This is a genomic window from Rhizobium laguerreae (assembly GCF_019778565.1).
Taxonomy (GTDB): domain Bacteria; phylum Pseudomonadota; class Alphaproteobacteria; order Rhizobiales; family Rhizobiaceae; genus Rhizobium; species Rhizobium laguerreae.
On sequence record NZ_JAAXQT010000001.1, the window covers coordinates 128663 to 148575 of the forward strand.

17 protein-coding genes are annotated in these 19913 nt (G+C 57.1%); 11 read left to right on the top strand and 6 right to left on the bottom strand.

The window, feature by feature from the left end:
* Window positions 1-41: 41 nt before the first annotated feature.
* Window positions 42-1469 (bottom strand): mannose-1-phosphate guanylyltransferase/mannose-6-phosphate isomerase, encoded by a 1428-nt coding sequence (locus HFO71_RS00635; RefSeq protein WP_017961681.1) that lies wholly within the window; start codon window positions 1467-1469, stop codon window positions 42-44.
* A 40-nt stretch (window positions 1470-1509) separates the two neighbouring features.
* Window positions 1510-2934, bottom strand: a complete 1425-nt coding sequence (locus HFO71_RS00640) for a phosphomannomutase (protein WP_221987448.1) — start codon at window positions 2932-2934, stop codon at window positions 1510-1512.
* A gap of 239 nt (window positions 2935-3173) precedes the next feature.
* Between HFO71_RS00640 and ung the strand changes: the two genes are divergently transcribed.
* From ung to HFO71_RS00655, 3 genes are all read left to right on the top strand, one after another.
* Window positions 3174-3875 (top strand): uracil-DNA glycosylase, encoded by a 702-nt coding sequence (gene ung, locus HFO71_RS00645; RefSeq protein WP_221987449.1) that lies wholly within the window; start codon window positions 3174-3176, stop codon window positions 3873-3875.
* 134 nt (window positions 3876-4009) lie between these two features.
* On the top strand, window positions 4010-4942 hold the full coding sequence (locus HFO71_RS00650; protein WP_168257451.1) for a VOC family protein: 933 nt from the start codon (window positions 4010-4012) through the stop codon (window positions 4940-4942).
* A gap of 11 nt (window positions 4943-4953) precedes the next feature.
* On the top strand, window positions 4954-5559 hold the full coding sequence (locus HFO71_RS00655; protein WP_221987450.1) for an alpha/beta hydrolase: 606 nt from the start codon (window positions 4954-4956) through the stop codon (window positions 5557-5559).
* Between the two features lie 104 nt (window positions 5560-5663).
* On the opposite strand, the gene HFO71_RS00660 is transcribed toward HFO71_RS00655, so the two are convergent.
* Window positions 5664-5906: a KTSC domain-containing protein gene (locus HFO71_RS00660; protein WP_003542164.1), complete on the bottom strand. Its 243-nt coding sequence runs from the start codon at window positions 5904-5906 to the stop codon at window positions 5664-5666.
* Between the two features lie 435 nt (window positions 5907-6341).
* Between HFO71_RS00660 and HFO71_RS00665 the strand changes: the two genes are divergently transcribed.
* Together HFO71_RS00665 and HFO71_RS00670 are read left to right on the top strand one after the other, a co-directional pair.
* Window positions 6342-6500, top strand: coding sequence for a hypothetical protein (locus HFO71_RS00665; protein ID WP_376775059.1), 159 nt, complete (start codon window positions 6342-6344; stop codon window positions 6498-6500).
* 72 nt (window positions 6501-6572) lie between these two features.
* The gene (locus HFO71_RS00670) at window positions 6573-7364 is read left to right on the top strand and encodes a metallophosphoesterase (RefSeq protein WP_168257453.1); all 792 of its coding nucleotides are present in this window, start codon (window positions 6573-6575) and stop codon (window positions 7362-7364) included.
* 116 nt (window positions 7365-7480) lie between these two features.
* Here HFO71_RS00670 and HFO71_RS00675 read toward each other — a convergent pair whose 3' ends face one another.
* On the bottom strand, window positions 7481-8809 hold the full coding sequence (locus HFO71_RS00675; protein ID WP_020051281.1) for a UDP-glucose dehydrogenase family protein: 1329 nt from the start codon (window positions 8807-8809) through the stop codon (window positions 7481-7483).
* 270 nt (window positions 8810-9079) lie between these two features.
* On the bottom strand, window positions 9080-9679 hold the full coding sequence (locus HFO71_RS00680) for a transglutaminase-like cysteine peptidase (protein WP_168257455.1): 600 nt from the start codon (window positions 9677-9679) through the stop codon (window positions 9080-9082).
* A gap of 307 nt (window positions 9680-9986) precedes the next feature.
* Between HFO71_RS00680 and HFO71_RS00685 the strand changes: the two genes are divergently transcribed.
* The 5 genes from HFO71_RS00685 to HFO71_RS00705 all read left to right on the top strand — a co-directional run bounded on the left by HFO71_RS00685 (window position 9987) and on the right by HFO71_RS00705 (window position 16727).
* Window positions 9987-11411 carry an O-antigen ligase family protein gene (locus HFO71_RS00685; RefSeq protein WP_168257456.1) on the top strand — a complete coding sequence of 475 codons (1425 nt, stop codon included), beginning with the start codon at window positions 9987-9989 and terminating at the stop codon, window positions 11409-11411.
* Between the two features lie 287 nt (window positions 11412-11698).
* Window positions 11699-12910, top strand: a complete 1212-nt coding sequence (locus HFO71_RS00690; RefSeq protein WP_221987451.1) for a polysaccharide biosynthesis/export family protein — start codon at window positions 11699-11701, stop codon at window positions 12908-12910.
* Window positions 12911-12990: 80 nt separating this feature from the next.
* The gene (locus tag HFO71_RS00695; RefSeq protein WP_168257458.1) at window positions 12991-13692 is read left to right on the top strand and encodes a sugar transporter; all 702 of its coding nucleotides are present in this window, start codon (window positions 12991-12993) and stop codon (window positions 13690-13692) included.
* 54 nt (window positions 13693-13746) lie between these two features.
* Window positions 13747-16023, top strand: coding sequence for a polysaccharide biosynthesis tyrosine autokinase (locus HFO71_RS00700; protein WP_168257459.1), 2277 nt, complete (start codon window positions 13747-13749; stop codon window positions 16021-16023).
* Window positions 16023-16727: a hypothetical protein gene (locus HFO71_RS00705; protein WP_221987452.1), complete on the top strand. Its 705-nt coding sequence runs from the start codon at window positions 16023-16025 to the stop codon at window positions 16725-16727. The genes HFO71_RS00700 and HFO71_RS00705 overlap by 1 nt, the downstream gene beginning before the upstream one ends.
* A 147-nt stretch (window positions 16728-16874) precedes the next feature.
* On the opposite strand, the gene rapA2 is transcribed toward HFO71_RS00705, so the two are convergent.
* On the bottom strand, window positions 16875-17570 hold the full coding sequence (gene rapA2 / locus HFO71_RS00710) for a calcium-binding lectin RapA2 (RefSeq protein WP_168257461.1): 696 nt from the start codon (window positions 17568-17570) through the stop codon (window positions 16875-16877).
* Window positions 17571-18259: 689 nt separating this feature from the next.
* Here rapA2 and HFO71_RS00715 point away from each other — a divergent pair.
* On the top strand, window positions 18260-19867 hold the full coding sequence (locus tag HFO71_RS00715; protein ID WP_221987453.1) for a right-handed parallel beta-helix repeat-containing protein: 1608 nt from the start codon (window positions 18260-18262) through the stop codon (window positions 19865-19867).
* Window positions 19868-19913 lie beyond the last annotated feature (46 nt).

Below are 19913 nucleotides of genomic sequence, written 5' to 3' on the forward strand. Positions count from 1 at the left end.
GGTCGCGCCGAAAAGGCCCGACCATCGCTCCGGCTGCGATTTTACGTCCTTCCAAACTCATCGACGATACGAATGATGTCGTCCTCGCCGAGGTAGGAGCCCGTCTGAACCTCGATGAGCTCGAGAAGAATCTTGCCGGGGTTGGCGAGGCGGTGGACTTCGCCCAGCGGAATGTAGACGCTTTCGTTCTCGCGCAGCATACGCACGTTCTCGCCGACCGTCACCTCAGCCGTTCCCTTGACGACGATCCAGTGTTCGGAGCGATGGTGGTGTTTTTGCAGCGAAAGCTTCTTGCCCGGCGTGACGAAGATGCGCTTCACCTGGAAGCGATCGCCGTTGAAGATGGAGGTATAGCCGCCCCACGGGCGATAGGATGTCGGATGGGTTTCGGCGAATTTCGCAGTAGTGGAAGACGAGGCCAGCATTTTAACCAATTGTCCAACATTCTGGCTGTCTTTAAGCGGCCCGACATAGACGGCGTCCTCGCTGGCGATGACGGCGACATCCTCCATGCCCTGGACGGCAAGATGCACGCCATGGGTCATGACGAGCGAGTTGCGGGTATTGACGACGGTGGTGTTTGCAGCGGCGACATTGCCGTTGTTGTCGCGTGCGCCTGATTTCCAGACGGCATCCCAGCTTCCCATGTCCGACCATTTGAACGGCGAGGGGACGACGGCGGCCTTGGAGGTCTTTTCCATGATCGCATAGTCGATGGAGATATCGGGGCTCTTGGCGAAATGGTCGGCGTCGAGGCGGGTAAAATCAAGGTCGCGGCTTGCCTTCGAAACGGCCTTGCTGGCCGCCTTCAGCACATCGGGCGCATATTCCTGCAGTTCGGCGATGAGTTCCGTCACCGGGAACATGAAGATGCCCGAGTTCCAGTAGAAGCCGCCGTCGGCGAGCATCTGCTCGGCCTTCTCGAGTGCCGGCTTTTCGATAAAGCGCTTGACCTTGTGCGCACCGTTTTTGAGCGCGTCGCCGATCTCGATATAGCCGTAGCCTGTCGCCGGCTCCGTGGGGTTGATGCCGAAAGTGACGAGGCTGCCTTCGGCAGCGGCATCGCGGGCGATGCGGATGCAATCGAAATAGCTCTCATCGGCAAGGATCTCGTGATCCGAGGCGAGCATCTGGATAATAGTGCCCTTGCCGAACAGCTCGCCAGCGAGCGTTGCAGCGGCGGCCACTGCCGCGGCAGTGTTGCGGGCGACCGGTTCGAGCAGCACGGCAGCGAGAGGGACGGCGAGCGCACGGGCCTGCTCGGCGACCAGGAAGCGGAATTCCTCATTGGTGACAACGATCGGGGCTTCATAGAGCTCCGGATTGGAAACGCGTTCGAGGGTTTCCTGAAACAGCGTCTTGTCGCCGACGAATTGGATGAATTGTTTCGGTGCGGTGGCACGGGAAAGCGGCCAGAGCCGCGTGCCTTTGCCGCCGGCCATGATCACGGGAACGATTTTCTGCGTCATAGGCGGGTTCCTTGAAAATAAACGGCTTGTTCGTCGCATGTTAGCGGGCGCCTGCCCAGTCTGTTATTCGATTGAGCCCTGTATTCAGCAGCTCCAGGGCTGCAGCTTCGCTGCCGGCCTCCGTGTAGCAACGCATTTCCGGCGCATTGCCGGACGGGCGGAAATGAATGATGCCGCCATCCCTCAGCGTCACCCGAAGTCCGTCGATGTCGGATTTCGTCGCTACCTCGCCGATCGGCTGCAGGAAAGCCGAGAGATTTTCGTCCGAAGCGCGCAGATGCTCCATCAGCGCGGCACTCGTCTCCAGTGGAAAATTCTCCAGGCGGTCGGCGGCGGCAAAGGGCAGGCGATAGGAGGCGGCTACGGCCGAAAGCGGCTGCTTGCGGGTGGCGGCGAGCGACAGGATCGCGAGCATCGGGATAAAACAATCGCGCGTCGGCAAGGCGCGCACGGCTCTGTCGTTGATATTGAAAGGGGTTGCAGTCAGCAGGCCGCCATTGGCTTCAAAGCCCATGACATGATCTTCGCCGGCCGCCACGGCCTCTTCCATGCCTGAAATGACGAAGGGTGAGCCGACGCGGGTGCGCCGGACGGCGAAAGAGCCCGCGGCCTCGATGCCGGAATTGGAGGTAACCGGTGTCACCACCGTGCCGGCACCGAGGAGATTGGCTGCCACAAGGCCGAGAAGGTCACCGCGCAACGGCGTGCCGGTTTCGTCTGCGACCAGCGGGCGGTCGCCGTCGCCATCGGTAGAGACGATCGCATCGAACTTGTGCTCGGACACCCAGCGCTTCATCAGCGTGATCGTCTCGTCGGAAACGGCTTCGGTGTCGACGGGAATGAAACTCTCGGAACGTCCGAGAGCGGTGATCTCGGCGCCGTAATGGGCGAGAACATCAACCAACAGGTCGCGGGCGACGCTGCTGTGCTGGTAGACACCGATCTTCATGCCAGACAGCGCGCCCTGCGGAAGCAGGGCAGCATTGCGTTCGAAAAAGAGCTGCCGGCAGATCGCTTCATGCTCCTCCGTCTCGGCTGGCGCCTGCGTCACCCCTTCACCGGTTCGCTCGATCTCGGCCGCCAATGCGGTGATAGCAGCCTCGTCCGATTTGTCGATCTCACCATCCGGGCGGTAGAATTTGATGCCGTTGCGGTCCGCCGGAATATGCGAGCCCGTAACCATCAGGCAGGCGGCGTTGCTCTCGAGGCCATAGAGGGCAAGGGCGGGTGTGGGGACGGTGCCGCAGTCGAATATCCGGAAGCCGAGCGCGGCAAGCGCACTGGCACAATTCCCCGAGATTTCAGGGCTTGAATCGCGAAAATCGCGGCCGATCAGAATGACGTCGCCGGCCCGCGCCTTGCCGGTCTGCAGCAGATATTTGCCGAACGCGGTGGCGTAGAGGGCGGAGGCGCGTCCTTTGAGGTCGACTGAAAGTCCGCGAAGGCCGCTCGTGCCGAATTTCATGGGAAGACATGGCTCCGATTTCACGATCAAAGTTCTACTCAGGCCGCCTGCCGGCGTAAATACCAAAGCCATCATATAGTTAAATACGGACGACGGTGCCTCGGACAGCATCTTGCAATCTTCTCTCACCGAATTCTGGAGGTGTAGACGCATTGCCGCGCCGGCAGGCATTGCAGCGTAGATCGATTTTGTTAGAACCGTGTGTCCGTTGTTTCGTCATATGCGAAGGATTTTCCTAGATGAGCGATACATCCGTCAGTCTCGAGGCGAGCTGGAAAGCCGCGCTGAAGGGGGAGTTTTCAAGCCCCTATATGCAACAGCTCAAATCCTTCCTCGTCGCGCAGAAGCAGGTCGGCAAGCGGATTTTCCCCAAGGGCAGCGAATATTTCCGCGCCCTCGATCTGACGCCGATCTCCAACGTCAAGGCCGTCATCCTCGGCCAGGACCCGTATCATGGACTCGGGCAAGCCCATGGACTGTGTTTCAGTGTCCGGCCGGGCGTGCGCATACCGCCCTCCCTGGTCAATATCTACAAGGAGATGGAGACGGATCTTGGCATTGCGCCGGCACGTCACGGTTTTCTCGAACATTGGGCAAAGCAGGGCGTACTCCTGCTGAACAGCGTGCTGACCGTCGAGGAAGGGCAGGCGGCTGCTCATCAGGGCAAGGGGTGGGAACGCTTCACCGACGCCGTCATCCGCAAGGTCAACGATGAATGCGAATCCGTGGTCTTCATGCTGTGGGGTTCCTATGCCCAACGCAAGGCCGCCTTTGTCGATACGACGCGGCATCTCGTGCTCCGGGCGCCGCATCCCTCGCCGCTTTCAGCCCATAACGGTTTTTTTGGCTGCGGGCATTTTTCGAAGGCGAATGCCTTCCTGCAGTCGCGCGGACGTGCGCCGATCGACTGGCAATTGCCGGCCGATCCCCATGGGGCGTAGGTGTGAACGGACTTTGGCGTTCGTTCACTAAAAGAAGACAATGCGTTTTGGTCTACGGGTCTGTTCTACGGGAGTTTCAGCGCGCATCTTAGCCTCATCGAAAGCCCGCAACGGCGGGCAGAAAGGGGTTTGACATGCTCGATCAGATCAAGGGTCTGCACCACGTCACATCGATGGCGCAGGATGCCCGCACCAACAACCAGTTTTTCACCACTGCGCTCGGCCTGCGACGCGTCAAGAAGACGGTGAATTTCGACGCGCCCGATGTCTATCACCTCTATTATGGTGACGAGACCGGTGCGCCCGGCACGGTCATGACCTATTTTCCGTTCCCAAAGATGGCGCAGGGCCGTCCCGGTACCGGCGAAGTCGGCACGACGGTGTTTTCCGTTCCGCAAGGCTCGCTCGGCTTCTGGAGCGATCGCTTTGCCGCGCTTGGTGTCGGCGGCCTGAAGGCCGAGGAAAGTTTCGGCGAAAAACGGCTGAACTTCTCCGGCCCGGATGGCGATGGCTTCGCGCTCGTCGAGGTCAAGGATGACGCCCGCCAGGCCTGGACACATGGCGGCATCAGCGAAGACCATGCCATTTACGGCTTCCACTCCGTCGCCATGCGGCTGAGGGACGAAGGCGCTACGGCCGAACTCTTGAAGTTCATGGGTTATGAGGTCGCCGAGGAAAGGGACGGCGTCAAGCGGCTGATCAAGCCCTCCGGCAATGGCGCGCATCTCATCGATCTCGAGACCATGCCGAACATTGCCCGCGCCCTTCCGGGTGCCGGCTCCGTCCACCATGTCGCCTTTGCCGTCGAAAATCGCGAGAAACAACTCGAAGTGCGCAAGGCGCTGATGGACACCGGTTATCAGGTCACGCCGGTGATCGACCGCGATTATTTCTGGGCGATCTATTTCCGCACGCCGGGCGGCGTGCTGTTCGAGGTTGCGACCAATGAGCCCGGCTTCGACCGCGACGAGGATACGGCCCATCTTGGCGAAGCCCTGAAACTGCCGCAACAGCACGCCCATCTTCGCGCGCTGCTCGAGCAGCATCTGCAGCCGCTCGAAGTGTGAGGAGAGGCGATATGACCGAAACCGGATATGTGCACCGGCTGCATGCCGGTGCACCTGATAAACCCATCCTACTGGTGCTGCACGGCACCGGCGGCGACGAGAACCAGTTCTTCGACTTCGGCCGGCGCCTGCTGCCTGAAGCGACGATTCTCTCGCCGCGCGGCGATGTTTCCGAACATGGCGCGGCGCGCTTCTTTCGCCGCACTGGGGAGGGTGTCTACGACATGCCCGATCTCTCACGCGCGACGGAGAAGATGGCCGCCTACGTCAAGGCATTCGCTGACGAGTACCAGGCTTCCCATGTTCTCGGCCTGGGTTTTTCGAACGGCGCAAATATTCTTGCCAATGTCCTGATCGAGAAGGGTATCTTCGATGCCGCAGTTCTGATGCACCCGCTCATTCCGTTTCAACCCGAAGCCCAGCCGACGCTGGCGGGAAGAAAGGTGCTGATGACGGCCGGGCAACGGGATCCTATCGCGCCCGTCTCCATGACCGAGGCGCTGTCCGAACATCTAAAAAAACGAGGGGCGGAGATCAGGGTGGTCTGGCACCCCGGCGGTCACGAGATTGCGCCGCTCGAGATCAATGCGGTCCGCGATTTTCTCGGCGGTTATTGACGGCGTGCACCATCGGTCGGCGGGAAACTGGTTTGCGGGACCGGCGAATGCCGGTCCCGCATCTTTGCTGAAACAAGGATCCTATCGTCGTGATCGATAGGACATTAGGGGCGGGGAGGATATTTGCCCCTGATTGCCTTCATGTAGAAATTTCCCGGTGATTCCGCCATCGTCAACCCGACGACGACGCCCTTGGGAACGCCTTCATATTCTCGCCTCTGACCATTGGTCAGATAAACTCGTAGATGCCGGCTGTCTTCGTCGTAGGTGATCGCCTCGATAAGCTTCGAATCAACCGCAGTTTCCACTTTGCACCCCGCAATTTTGGATCTGAGATTCCTGATCAAGAAATGTCATTCACACTCGCAACGCGCCATCATTATGCTGCGCCGCGGGGGCGTCAAGCGTCATCTTCTTTAACGTTCATTTTTTCCTGATGACTCTCGTTATAGTTGATTTTAGCAGCTTTTTCGAAGGTGTGGCCTGTGGAAATCCGATACTTGTGGCTTCTCCATTTGGGGAATATTAGCCGAGAATGTCGCGAGAAACACAATAATCGCCGGTTTAACGCCGGATTAACCATCATATCGCAAACTATAGCGTATTATTAACCGCAGCACCCTCCGAAGTATTAATGATTACATCCGCAAGGCGGAGCGTGACCTCGCCGCTGCAACGGCCGATATCGGCGTTGCCGAGTCGCAGGCGCTGCGCACTCAGGTGAAGACACGCAGGAGACTCTTGCGCTTTCAATCGGGAGCTACAAGGATGGACAATCATCCTTGCTTGATGTGCTGGATGCGCAGTGTTCGGCCGCGACCAGTCAGGCCAACCTGGCGCAGGCGGTGCAGCAAATGGCGAAGGACTATGTCAATGTGGCAATTGGTTCGGGTTACAACTTCGGTGAGGCCCCGATCAGGCCAAATTCTTATGAACACTGAGCCTCATGCCGTTTCGGCGATGGATAAGAGATGGATTATTTCCGCAAACCGCCATCCGGTCGGGTCTCATAAATGGGTTCCATGTTTGACTATCTAGCGCCGTGGCGACGACAGATACCGATACTGGCTGGCAACCGAAAGAGACGCGCTCGGCTGACATTTGCCGAAGGCGAATTCGCTGCGGTCTACGCGATGAGCGATGTTCACGGATGTTATAAAGAACTCGTCGAGGCACATCGCCGCATCGAGGAGGATGCCGCCCGCATCCCAGGGCCGAAACTCATCGTCATGCTCGGCGATTATGTCGATCGCGGGCCGGATTCGAGCGCGGTGCTGGAATTCCTGAGCAAGACCCCGCCGCCGGGGTTTCAACGTTTCGTCCTGTGCGGCAATCATGACGCGGAGCTGGCGAAGCTCTATCGCAAACCGGCGCGCATTCTCGAATGGCTCGGCTTTGCCGGAACGGAGACGCTGCACTCATACGGTATCGATATCGAGTATCTGCTGCAGTCGGCGGCTGGAAGCGAAACAATCGCCCGCGTCATTCGCAACATGATACCCGAGCGGCATATCCAATTTCTGGAATCGCTGCCGGTCATGCTGCGGATGGGAAGGATCCTCTTTGTTCATGCGGGCATCCAACCGGGCGTCGAGCTCAAGAGGCAGAAAGACAGCGACCTTATGTGGATCCGTCAGCCCTTCCTGGATGAAGGGCCGCAGCTTCCTGTCCTGGTGATCCATGGGCACACCCCGGCGCGAATCCCGACATTCGGTCCGCAGCGCATCGGTATCGACACCGCAGTTTCGGCGACGGGCCGGCTGACCGTGCTGACGATAAAGGGGACGCGGGTCGGAATTCTTTAAATCGGTGAGCATGGTGTCGTCCGAAAATGCCTACAATTTTCGGCGTCATGCTCAAAACCAAACGCCGCGGATTATGCTCCGCGGCGTCAGGACGATCAGATGTTCAGCAGGCTATCTCAGGCGCCGGTCGCTTCCTGATAAAAGTTGGTACCGATGCCGGTATAGGTAAAGCCGTGTTTGCGGACCTCGTCGCTGCGGTAGATATTGCGCAGATCGACCAGGATCGGAGCGCGCATCGACTGCTTCAGGCGACTGAAATCGAGCGCGCGGAACTGGTTCCATTCGGTGACGATGACAAGCGCGTCTGCACCAGCGGCCGCTTCATAGGGACCGCTCGCATATTCGATATTCTCGATCACCTTGCGGGCGTTTTCCATGCCCTCGGGATCGTAGCCGACCACTTGCGCGCCGTTGTCCTGCAGGGTCTGGATGACTGCGATCGCCGGGCTGTCGCGCATATCGTCGGTGTTCGGCTTGAACGTCAGGCCGAGGATCGCGATCTTCTTGCCGCGAATGTCTCCGCCGACGGCCGAAATGACTTTGCGTCCCATCGCCCGCTTGCGGTTGTCATTGATCGAGATCGTCGTCTCGATGAGACGCATCGGCGCGTCGTAATCCTGCGCCGTCTTGGCAAGGGCAAGCGTATCCTTGGGGAAGCACGAACCGCCGTAACCCGGGCCGGCATGCAGGAACTTGGAGCCGATACGGCCGTCGAGACCGATTCCGCGCGAAACGTCCTGGACGTTAGCGTCGACCCGTTCGCAGAGATCGGCAATCTCGTTGATGAAGGTGATCTTCATCGCGAGAAAGGCATTGGCCGCATATTTGATCAGTTCCGAGGTACGGCGGGTGGTGAAGACCAAGGGGGCCTGGTTGAGATAGAGCGGGCGGTAGACCTCGGTCATGGTTTCGCGCGCCCGGTCGTCGTTCAGGCCGACGACGATACGGTCGGGACGCTTGAAGTCTTCGATCGCCGCACCTTCACGCAGGAATTCCGGATTGGAAACGACGGCGACATCCGCCGCAGGATTGGTTTCGCGCATGATGCGCTCAACCTCGTCTCCGGTGCCGACCGGCACCGTCGACTTGGTGACGATAACGGTGAAGCCTTCCACATAGGTGGCAATCTCGCGTGCCGCGGCGTAGACATAGGAAAGGTCTGCGTGGCCGTCGCCGCGCCTGGACGGCGTGCCGACTGCGATGAACACGACATCGGCGCTGCGGACGCTTTCGCCGACATCCGTCGAAAACGACAGCCGGCCGGTGCTGGTATTTTCCGCGACCAATTGCTCCAGGCCCGGCTCGTAGATCGGAATGCGGCCTTCGCGAAGGGCTTCGATCTTACTCAGATCCTTGTCCACGCAGATGACGTCGTGGCCGAAATCCGCAAAGCAAACGCCTGAAACGAGGCCGACATAGCCTGATCCAATCATCGTGATGCGCATATTTCCCTCAAATCATTAGAGTAGAACGTCATGCTGCGTCGCAGCATGACGTTCGTCATAGTTAATCTGGACGAAAAGACAATACCGAAGATCGCCTGAAACCCACACCGGAAATCGAACTCCGGGCACCGCAGCTTGCCGCGCGCTGCCCCGTCGACAGCCCAAACATAGGTTTGTGTGGGCGATATGACAAGTCGAGCCGGCTCGTCAGAGCAGGCTCGACTTCAATCCGGAAACAGGATCAATCAGTCTATGTCGCTGTCTCGGCTGTTATAGCCGGTACCAGACATAGGGGTCTGTTCCCGATTGGATCTTGTCCCAGCGCAGATCGGTATCGCGCCAGTTCTTGATGCTGCTTTTCCTGTTGTCGAGCACGAGATCGCCCTTGTCGGTTCTGACGACGAGGACCGCGTGTCCTTCACCGGAGGGCGTATATGCCGTCGCGATCCGCAAAGCGCGCGACGACCAGCCCATCGCGATCAGCCGGCTGCGTTTGGTCAATGCGAAATCTTCGCAGTCGCCGCTGCGCACATTCACCTTCCAGACGTCGCCATTCAGTTCGTTGCGGGGGTCGTTCCGGCCGATCATCGTACGATTGACGGCGGTGTTGACGTCCTTCAGTTGCAGCATTTGCTTGTCAGTCATCGCAACGACCGCCAAACCATTGTTATCGCGGCATTCAGTCGGGTTCTGGGCGCAGAACAGCACCTGGGCGAAAGGTGGAATGATCGTGCCTTTTTCAGAGATATAACTGACCGCCGAACTACCGGTCAGACCGCGGGCAAAACCTGCGGGACCGGCGGCAAATGCCGAGCATGCATTGCCTGCTGTAAAGGCCAGTGCCAGAAGTGTAACGACTGTTTTCTTCATCTCTTAAATCCCCGTTACGGGCAACCGATTGAGATCAGGCTTGCCTTTTGTCTCAGTCAATGGCATGGCGACTTAGTGATCTGCCAAGTATTGGCTGCAGAACATCTGTCCCGTTCCTGCTGCTTCAAGGAGCATAGCCAGGGCTTGTCTCGATTGATTTAAACGTTTCGCGACAATTTTAAATGATGTGGAATTCTGTTGCACTTTAACACGCAGGCGCTTGATATGCAACTTATGTTAGTACGGGAATATTGACCGTACTGGTTGTGGGCCCCTCATTCCCGCTGCTGCCGGTGAGCGAATTCAAATGTTATCCAACCTCATCAACAGGCAGATCATGCGGGAGGTGATCCTCGTTGTCTTCATTTGCCTGGTGATATTGTCTCTTATTCCGTTCGGAAGCGTCACGCCTTTTTCCTTCGCCTTCGCTGCGATCGGAATGTTTGTGCTGGCGATTATTGCCGCGCTGTTGTTCGGGGAGCCGAGGCAGACCAGATCGGTTTTCAGCATCGCTTTGTTTCTGCTCGTCGTGCTGGCGGGCTGGACGTTTATCCAAACCATCGAACTGCCCAACAATTGGCTGGCAAATCCCGCCTGGAATGCCGCGCGTGACCTAGCAGGTGCCCAATCCGCGGCGATCTCGGTCGAACCGGCCGACACGCTTGCGTCGATTCTGTGGATCGCCCTGCCTTTCGTCACATTTCTGACCGGGCTGCTCTTATGCGATACCGATCAGCGCGCGCGGAAAGTGCTGACGGGGCTCGGGCTTACGGCGGGCATTGTCGCTGTTTTCGGCCTGCTGCAGTTTTTGCTGTTTCCCAACATCCTGATTGTCGTGGAGAAACGCGCCTACCTCGACAGCCTGACTGCGGTCTTCGTCAACCGCAATACCGCCGCGACCTTCCTCGGGCTTGGAACGCTGCTGATGCTGACCCTGGTCAGGGACATAGCTCGTTCCTATTCAAACTATCCGCCCGGCGAACCGGGCCGAAACGCGCTTCTCTTGAGATCGTGGATCTATATCCTGCTCTTGTGCGCATGCTTCACCGCGCTGATGCTAAGCCGCTCGCGCGCCGGGATATTTGCGACCTTTGTTGCCGCTCTCATCTATTTTCCATGGCTTGTCCTCAATTGGAACGGCTCTAGGCGTTATCTGAGACCGGCGCCAAGATGGCGTTCGTTGCTGATACTCCTCTCGGCGATTGGTTTCGTCGTACTGCTGCTGACGGTGTTTGCGGGCCAGGCGATATTGCGCGCGCAAGAGCGGCGACTCGAGGATGATGATCGGTTTTGCATTCTGCCTGGCATATGGCGTGCCATTTCGGATCATTGGTTGACGGGAACGGGGCTCGGAACCTTCCGGACCGTGTTTTCCGCCTACCGCGATCCGGCCTGCGGAATTTTCGGAGTCTTCGACCGCGCGCATAATTTCTATCTCGAAGGATTTCTAGGCCTCGGAATATTGTTCCCGATTGCGACGGTCTTTGCCTTCTCGGTGCTTGCCAGAGTGTTCCTGCGCGGGTTCGCCCAAAGACGGCGTCTCAGGCACTATGTGCTTCTTGGCCTGGCGGCGACCGTTTTGGTCGCCCTTCATGCGGCGGTCGATTTTTCGCTGCAGATACCGGGTTTTGCGGTGTTTTACTCCGCCTTCCTGAGTGCTGTTGTCGCGATATGTCTGGGACGCAGCAACGGAGAGGCGGACATGGCATATGAGCGGCCGTTAACCACGTAAAGTTTAAATGGATGGATTTTAATAAGATTTTCGGAAAAGATCGATTGTGCAGGTGCGAACGGTTGACTCTGAAACCCCAGAAATTTTATAGCGGGTGCAGCCTTCGGATTGTTGCGACGCAAAAAGTCGGACCGAAGTCGTTTTTCGCTTCCTAAGGGGCTCGGCGTTGCCAGCCTGCCACAGTTAGGGGAATGTTAATCGGCTTTAAGTGTTATTGATCGGGGATTGTCTTGTATTTTGTCAGATTGCGGGGCAGTAGCTTCAGGGGCGTAAACGCAGGGTATTCTATGGGTTGTTCTCGTATCGGTAGTACACGCGTCGCCATTGTTGTAGCGCTAACGACTATATTGGCAAGCTGCACCTCGTTGCCAAGATCCGGTCCCGATCACAAAGACGTTGATCGAGATGCGGCGGTCAAAGTGACAACCAAGGAACGTCGCGTCGGTATTGACTACGCCCTGGTTGATCTCAGCAAGAACGTCCTGTCGTATTTTACCGCTCCCCAGCCGACATCGTTCAAAGGGTTTGGTGGAGGTCGAGGCGGGGCGCCTGAAATTCCGCTCGGTTACGGCGACGTCGTCCAGGTCGCCATCTTCGAAGCTCAGTCGGGCGGCCTCTTCATTCCGTCCGATGCAGGTAGCCGACCCGGCAATTACATTTCGCTGCCGGAGCAGACCATCGATAGAAACGGAACGATCACAATTCCCTATGCGGGTCGGGTTCCGGCTGCCGGTCGCCTGAAGGAGACCGTGGAGCAGGACGTCGAGGATCGCCTGGCGAGCCGCGCGATCGAACCGCAGGTGGTTATCACGACAACGACAAGCCGCTCCAGTCAGGTTGCTGTGCTCGGTGATGTCAACAATCCCCAGCGCGTCGAGATCAGCCCGGCCGGTGAGCGTGTTCTCGATATCATTTCCGCCGCGGGCGGTTTGACGACCAACAATATCGAAACGAATGTGACGCTGCAGCGCCGCGGCAAGACGGCAACCGTCGCCTACACTACGCTGTTGAAGAACCCGGCCGAAAATATCTATGTTGCGCCGGATGATACGATCTCGATCGATCATGAGCGCCGCACCTATCTTGCGCTCGGTGCCGCAGGCGTCAGCGGTCGCTTCGATTTCGAGGAGTCTGATCTGACCCTTGGAGAGGCAATCGCCAAGGCGGGTGGCCTGCGCGACGACCGCGCTGATCCGGCTCAGGTCCTGCTTTATCGTCTTGTCTCGAAGAAAACGGTTCAAGCGATGCATGTGGACACGGCGAGATTTGCGGGTGAAATGGTTCCGGTGATCATTCGTGCGAATATGCGCGACCCGGCAACCTTGTTTGCTGTTCAGCAATTCAAGATGGAAGACAAGGATATTATCTATATTTCCAATTCGGACTCTGTCGAACTGGTCAAGTTCCTTGACATTGTAAACTCGGTATCGTCCACTGTTTCCGGCGTGGCCGACGATGCGAACGATACCAGTAACGCGGTACAGGATCTTGGAAATTGATTGAAATAGGCGGGCCGGCATCGATCGCGGATGATCAATGCCGGCGGCCTATATAGCGGATTTGATGAAGGACTACGGTTATGGCAAGGTCAGGTGTTTATCGTAAGCTTGCATATAGCGGAATTATCGTCGCGATGTTTGCCGGCATGAATTCAAGCGCTTTTGCGGCAGCTTGCTTGGGTCCGGCAAATCTGACTTCCGTCGATGTCAGCGGATTTACGGCTAGCCCGGCCGTTCTGCTCGACATGTCCGATCCGTTGGTTTTGTCATCGCGCGTTCGCGCGCTGGTTGGAAGCAGCAATGATGCGCTGTCGCCAGTGATCGAGCAGGCCAAGAAGGCCAGTGCCGCACAGATGGCGGCTATCGGCTCCGGTCTCGGACGGGCCGCAAACAGCTGCCAGGTAACGGATCCGCAATTCAAGTTGGCGATCGAAAAGGCTGTTGCCGAGGCGGCGAGCGCCGATCCGAACCTGGCGCCGCTGCTTGCAGCCTTTGCAAAGGTCCTTGCCGAAGGCGGGACCGCGGCGCTCGGCCCGGGTGCAAGTGCCGCCGCCGCATCCGGCATCGGCAATGACGGGCAAGTTGGACAAACTGGGCCTGGAGCGGACGATGGTACGCCGTTCGACGGCGCTGCAACAACAGCGGGTACGCTGAAGGTTTCGAATGCCGGCGCAGATGATTCATCGTCGACTTCAACGACGACGATCCTCAGCACCGGAGCGGGAGGGCAGTCGTCTACCGATACGACGGAATCGACGAGTCCGAGTGTCCCGGTCATATAATAGCTGGAATTGCCCTTAGATCTTAGCGCTTGACGCATTTGTTGGAGATCGAAATTGCTATCGCCAGATAAACTTACACCGCGTATCGACCCCTCCCGCGATACCGGAAATGATGCTGATTTCATCGATTTCGACAAGCTCATCGCAATCGCCCGCCGACAGTGGCGGATGGTTGCGGCGTGCGGTTTCGCTTTTGCCATTCTCGGCATTGTTTATGTGTTGACTTCGGTACCTGTCTACACTGCCGACACCAGCGTGCTGATCGACCGCAGCGATAGTCAGGTGATCAATCAGCTGGCGGCTTTCGGCCAGATGGACGATGACGAAGGCACTGTCCTCAGTCAGGTCGAGCTGTTGAAGTCCGACACTATCGCCTATGCTGTTGTCGATAAGCTGAAACTCGTCGACAATCCGGTTTTCACGGCACCGAAAAGCTCGCTTTTTTCTATCTCAACGCTGAAATCCTTCGTGAATTTTCGGTCATGGTTTGCCGATGACGCAGCCGTCGCGCCCGATCCGGAAAGGAAACGGCGAAGCGCTGCGGAGACCGTCGCGGGCAATATCGACGTCGAACGTGTCGGTCGCTCCTATGTCCTCGATGTCAGCTATACCGCGCAGTCACCCGCTCTGGCGCGTGATATCGCGGCTGCCATCGCCGACGTCTATCTGGTCGACAAGCTCAATTCGAAATACGAGGCGACACGCCGGGCTGGACAGTGGCTGCAGGAGCGTATCGAAGAGCTCCGGCAGCAGGCGCTGGACACCGACCTTGCGGTTCAGAAATTCCGCGGCGAGCATGGGCTTGTCGAGGCCGGATCCGGTACGCTGATCAGCGAGCAGCAGCTTTCCGAGATCAATACCCAATTGATCAATGCGCAGGCCGAGACAGCGAAGGCGGAGGCAAGATATGCGCGCGTCAAGTCGATCATCGACGCCAAGCAGACCGATGCGATCGTCACGGATGTGCTCGACAGCTCCATTTCGAACGAACTGCGCAAGAAATATTTGGAGGCTTCGAAGCTCGAGACCGAAATTGAGGCGCGGCTCGGTCCCGATCATGTCCAGGCGGTTCGGCTTCGTGCGGAGATGGAAGAATATAAAAGGCTCATGTTCGATGAGTTGAACCGCATCGCCGAGAGCTACCAAAGCGAGCTGCAGGTCGCAAAGTCGCGGGAAAATTCTTTGCGCGACAGTGTCACGCAGGCGACGGGCGTTGCCGCAACGGCTGGCGAAACGCAGGTGCAGCTTCGCGAGCTCGAGCGCACGCGCGATACCTATAAGAATCTCTATCAGAGCTTCTTGACGCGCTACCAGGAAGCAATTCAGCAGCAGAGCTTTCCGATTACCGCTGCGCGCATCATCACGACGGCGGAGACGCCGACGAAGCCGAGCGCCCCGAAGAGAGCTCTCGTCGTTGCTTTCGCGATGTTCGTGGGCTGTGCATTTGGAAGTGGTATAGCTGCATTCCGCGAATTCCGGGATCGGTTCTTCCGCACCGGCGATGATGTCCGGGACGTGCTCGATGTCGAGTCTCTCGGTGTCATGCCGTTGATTGAAAACAACGTCGACGATCCGACGCTCGTTGATCCCAGCAATCCGCGAAGCATCGCCAGGGGTGGAAAGACCACGACCTATGTCGAGGAGCATCCGCTCTCGGCATTTGCCGAGACGCTTCGAAGCGCCAAGATTGCCATCGACCTCAGTGCTGCCGATCAGCGCTGTAAGGTCATCGGTGTCGTGTCGAGCTTGCCCGGCGAGGGGAAGTCGACGACATCCATCAATTTTGCCAAGCTCCTGGCAATGCAGGGTGCGCGTTGCCTGCTTATCGATGGCGATATGCGCAATCCCGGTGCCACCCGGGCGATCGGCCGCCATGCCGAGGCCGGCTTGCTCGAGGCGATCGTCGACAGCCGTCCGCTTAAGGATCTGATCCTTCTCGATCCAAAAACAAAGCTCGCATTTTTGCCGACGGTGGCACGATATCGTGTTCCGCATTCGTCGGAGCTACTCGCGTCACGCGGCATGGATCAGCTTCTTGAAACGGCGCGTCAAAGCTTCGATTATATTATTATCGACCTGCCACCCTTGGCGCCGGTTGTGGATGCGCGCGCTATCAATTCGAAGCTTGATGCGGTGGTTTTCGTTATCGAGTGGGGAAAGACATCGCGCAAGGTTGTGCAGTCGACCCTGCTGTCCGAGCCGGAACTCTATGCGAAATGCGTCGGTACTATCTTGACCAAGGTCGACCCGTCGCAGATGAAACTCTATCGGACATTCGGTTCGAGCGAATATTATTATAAGCGTTATTCGCGATACTATACCGAAAGCTGATGTTCCGCAGTCAGTCCGTTTCGATTACCAGAATCGCCTTCGTTATCGTCACGGTCGTCTTGGTGGTGCTGGCCGGTCGAGAGCTCTACGCTTCGATAAGAACGGCCAGCATCTCGATCGTCGCCGAAAGGATCGAGCGCGGCGAGACCGTTGCGGATGATGTCGTGACCAAATATGCGTCGCGCAGTGTCGACGTCGTTGACGGACATTATTGTCGATCCGACATCGTGGCTGCTGGTGTAACCCTCGTTCTGGCGCAACTCGATCGGCAGGATGTCAATGTCAATTACGACGGCTGGGCCGCTGCGGCATCGAGTGCGCGCCAGTATCTGCGGCATGCGCTTTCGTGCATGCCGACGAACAGTAATTTTTGGCTTCGTCTTGCGGCCGTGCAGTCGACAATTGCGGAAGAGCCGGTCTCGATCGCGGGAATGATGAAGCGTTCGGTCGTGCTCGCGCCGCACGACCAGGTGATGATCCTGACACGATTTTATTTCTGGAACGATTTCACCGATGCAACACTTGCCGCGGCAAAGAGCGCGCTCGACAGCGATCTCATGACCATGCTGAAACGGGGCGATCGTTGCAGGGTCAATGCCACGATAAGAGAGATCAGCCCACAGCTTCGCCCAATCTTCGATCGAAGCTGGACGAACGTCGGAGAGGCCGCGACGGCGCGGTTCCGACAGCGCTGCAGCAAGTAATCATCAAGGTTGGTTTTTAAAGACAGTTCCGAGATCGTGGCCGGCAGGCTGAGCAGCTACGGCTCTTTCTCTTGGGCGAATTCAACTTGTATAAACAACGCCCGCAGTCTGCGCGGCGGGCGTTGCCTTTTGGTTGGCTATTGATGATCAGACTTCTGCGTCCGCGCCAGTGATGTTGAGTGTCAAAATGCCAACGTCGGTGTGGCCTTCGCCGTCGGAGATCTTGTAGAACTGAACGGTCTCCGTGACCTGGTCCCCCGGAGCTATATCTGCTGTCAGATCATAGGTGAATGATCCATTTGCCTTGACATGGAACGTGCCATACGTGCCGGCGACGTCGGTCGTTGCGCTTGGATCGCCGTTTACGCTCGTGCCGTCGAACTGACGGAGGAAAAGCTTGCCATTGTCGCCGGGTATATCGTTGTCCAGGGCGTTGCCGCTGATGGCGTCGCCTTCGGTGAAGCTGTAGCTGTCGTCGACAGCGATCGGCTTGACTTGGGTTACGCCCTGAATATTCAGAGTGAACAGGCCGACATCGGTGTGACCGGCACCATCAGAGATCTTGTACGAGACCTTCTCCTGGAGCAATTCACCATTGGTGAAGCCGACCTTGGCAGCGTCGCTCAGAACATAGGTATAGCTGCCGTCCGGCTTGACGAAGAAGGTGCCGTAATCGCCCTGGATTTCGGTGACCTGGCTGTTGCCTTGCTTGGCGCCAACGCCCTGCTGATCGAAAAAACGAAGGAACAAGTTCCCATCGGATGTATCGTTCGCCAGAAGATTTCCGGAAATAGCGTCGGTTTCCAGGAATGTTGCACTATCATCTGTTGCATGAATAGCCATTACTGTCTCTCCTCGAATTGTTTCTTTGCTAGGTCAATTCTGACCTTTAGCGAGCTGGTCGATTAAGGATATCTTAATACGGAGAGTCAAGGGTGCAATTAACAGCGCGTGAACATTTTCGGCTGTATTGTACAATAATGACACACCTGTAACACGCATAAGGCGATGAAAAGCATGGTAATTATTACGTTAATAATAATTGAGAATACCAAATGGTAGATTCGGACCTCTGTTTCTTAAGAGGAGAAGAATGTTTATTCGGGGGCAATTTATAAGAATACGCGGAGGTGCTTATGCGCAGATGAGATGTTGATATAATCACTGCGGGCTACAGCTTGAAATCTCGGCCTTGCTTCGGTTCCCGCACCGGCGTCTGATTTTCGGCGAGGTAACTGATGTCATGATTTGGTAACATTTGTTTATCAAGTAATGTTTCTTTCTAAACGCAATTGGCGTAAAATAATATGCGATGCGTGGAGAATAATCTTATTTACACTAGAGATATTGAGTAACATCGTCATAACTGTGCGGTGCAATTTTTGTTGCAATGCAAAATATTCGAGAAATGAAGAAGTTTTTTGGGGGCGTAAGAATTATCGCGAGATAGAACGCATTTTAGTGTTCCATTTTAGCAGGCAGAGAGAGGTCCGCGGGTAAAAGATTTTCCAGTATCTTTGGGAGATCACGGCGTGACCGTCTACTATGTAAATTCGGCAACAGGATCCAATCAGAACAGTGGAGTGAGCGAGCAGTCGGCTTTCGCGACCCTCTCCGCTGTCGAGGCGCTCAGGCTCAATCCGGGCGATAGCGTGCTGCTTGCCGCCGGAAGCGTGTTTAACGAGCAATTCGATTTGAAATATTCCGGCAGCGTCGCCGCTCCAATCACGATCGGCAGTTACGGTGTCGGCGATGCGCCGGTCATTCATAGCAGCAATGACGGCATCCACGGGTCGAAGGCGTCTAACATCGTCATCGAGAATATTAAGATCGCTGATACCGGCGCTAACGCGATATATGCAGGGAATGTATCGAACTGGACGGTTCGCAACGTCGAGGTGACAAATACAGGCCTTGCTGGAAAGCCGGGCTCGATCAGCTTCCAAAGCAGCCAGAACATCACGATCGAGAACAGCACGCTGACCGGGGTGCATGCCGATGGCATTTGGATGGACAAGGTGAACGGCGTCACCCTGATCAACAATACGGTCACCAACAGCCAAGGCAGCGCGGCAGACGCCATCCAACTCAACAACAGCAGCAATATCCTGGTCAAGGACAATCATCTGGAGCAGACGGAGACCAATAGCGCTAAGGGGGTCCTTGTGCTGGTCGGGGCTGTAAATGCCGTGGTCGATGGCAACACGCTCATCGGCGGTGGCTTTGGGTTGAGTGCCCAGGCGGGGACGAATATCGCCATCCACGACAACGACATCTCGGGATACGGCGGCTATAGTTGGTCCTACGGTATCGGCCTTGGCGATCAGGGCAATGCGACAAATTACGATATCAGTGGAAACTATATTCATGACGGCGTCTGGGGCGTGTCGATCAGCGCTGCAGGTTACCCAAGTTATGCACGCACCGATATCGATATTCATGGCAATGTCTTTGACGACCTGTCGTCCTCGGCGCTGAAGGTCGACAGGCCTGCATCCGGCTCTTTCCATGAAAATATCATCGACAGCGCGGTGTCGACGTTGACGATGCCCGTCGCAATTGCCCTCCAGAGCACCTTCTTGATCAACGACAATAAGACCCTGGAGCAAGCGCAGGCCGAACTCGACGCTGCGACTGGCAACACCCCGTCCAACAGTGAGACGCCTACCACGCCGGTTGTGGAGCCGCCTGTCGAGCCGTCAACTCCGACGCAGACAAGCACTCCGGCGCCCGCGGACGAAGTGCAGGTTCCGACCGCACCCACCGTCGCCGCCAGGATTGTTGCAGCCCATGACAGCCTGAAAATCTCCACGGATACGGGCGGTGCCTATCATGGCAACCTCCTCGAAAACGATAGCGCAATCAATGGAACCGTGCTGCTTCGTCGCTTCGGTGACAGTGCCGTGGATAAGCATGGCCTGACGCTGACCGGTAAATACGGCGTCATCCATGTGGAGAGCGATGGTGATTACACCTATACGGTCGACGCGGTGAAAATCGCCGGTCTCAGCGGAAAGGTCAGCGAAACCTTCCAATATAAGATTTCTGACGGCGCTTCTCACATCGATACCGACTCGCTCGGCGTGTATATCAATGTGGATGCGTTCCATAGCAGCCAAGCGTCGCACCTGCTAGTTTGAACAAGCCAAATTAGAGAGCGCCGGCGGGTGTTCAACACTTGAAAGC

What these genes read in the sequence shown, in the direction of transcription:
- HFO71_RS00635 (WP_017961681.1), bottom strand. Translation starts at nt 1,469, where the DNA reads ATGACGCAGAAAATCGTTCCCGTGATCATGGCCGGCGGCAAAGGCACG.
- HFO71_RS00640 (WP_221987448.1), bottom strand. Translation starts at nt 2,934, where the DNA reads ATGAAATTCGGCACGAGCGGCCTTCGCGGACTTTCAGTCGACCTCAAA.
- ung (WP_221987449.1), top strand. Translation starts at nt 3,174, where the DNA reads ATGAGCGATACATCCGTCAGTCTCGAGGCGAGCTGGAAAGCCGCGCTG.
- HFO71_RS00650 (WP_168257451.1), top strand. Translation starts at nt 4,010, where the DNA reads ATGCTCGATCAGATCAAGGGTCTGCACCACGTCACATCGATGGCGCAG.
- HFO71_RS00655 (WP_221987450.1), top strand. Translation starts at nt 4,954, where the DNA reads ATGACCGAAACCGGATATGTGCACCGGCTGCATGCCGGTGCACCTGAT.
- HFO71_RS00670 (WP_168257453.1), top strand. Translation starts at nt 6,573, where the DNA reads ATGGGTTCCATGTTTGACTATCTAGCGCCGTGGCGACGACAGATACCG.
- HFO71_RS00675 (WP_020051281.1), bottom strand. Translation starts at nt 8,809, where the DNA reads ATGCGCATCACGATGATTGGATCAGGCTATGTCGGCCTCGTTTCAGGC.
- HFO71_RS00680 (WP_168257455.1), bottom strand. Translation starts at nt 9,679, where the DNA reads ATGAAGAAAACAGTCGTTACACTTCTGGCACTGGCCTTTACAGCAGGC.
- HFO71_RS00685 (WP_168257456.1), top strand. Translation starts at nt 9,987, where the DNA reads ATGTTATCCAACCTCATCAACAGGCAGATCATGCGGGAGGTGATCCTC.
- HFO71_RS00690 (WP_221987451.1), top strand. Translation starts at nt 11,699, where the DNA reads ATGGGTTGTTCTCGTATCGGTAGTACACGCGTCGCCATTGTTGTAGCG.
- HFO71_RS00695 (WP_168257458.1), top strand. Translation starts at nt 12,991, where the DNA reads ATGGCAAGGTCAGGTGTTTATCGTAAGCTTGCATATAGCGGAATTATC.
- HFO71_RS00705 (WP_221987452.1), top strand. Translation starts at nt 16,023, where the DNA reads ATGTTCCGCAGTCAGTCCGTTTCGATTACCAGAATCGCCTTCGTTATC.
- rapA2 (WP_168257461.1), bottom strand. Translation starts at nt 17,570, where the DNA reads ATGGCTATTCATGCAACAGATGATAGTGCAACATTCCTGGAAACCGAC.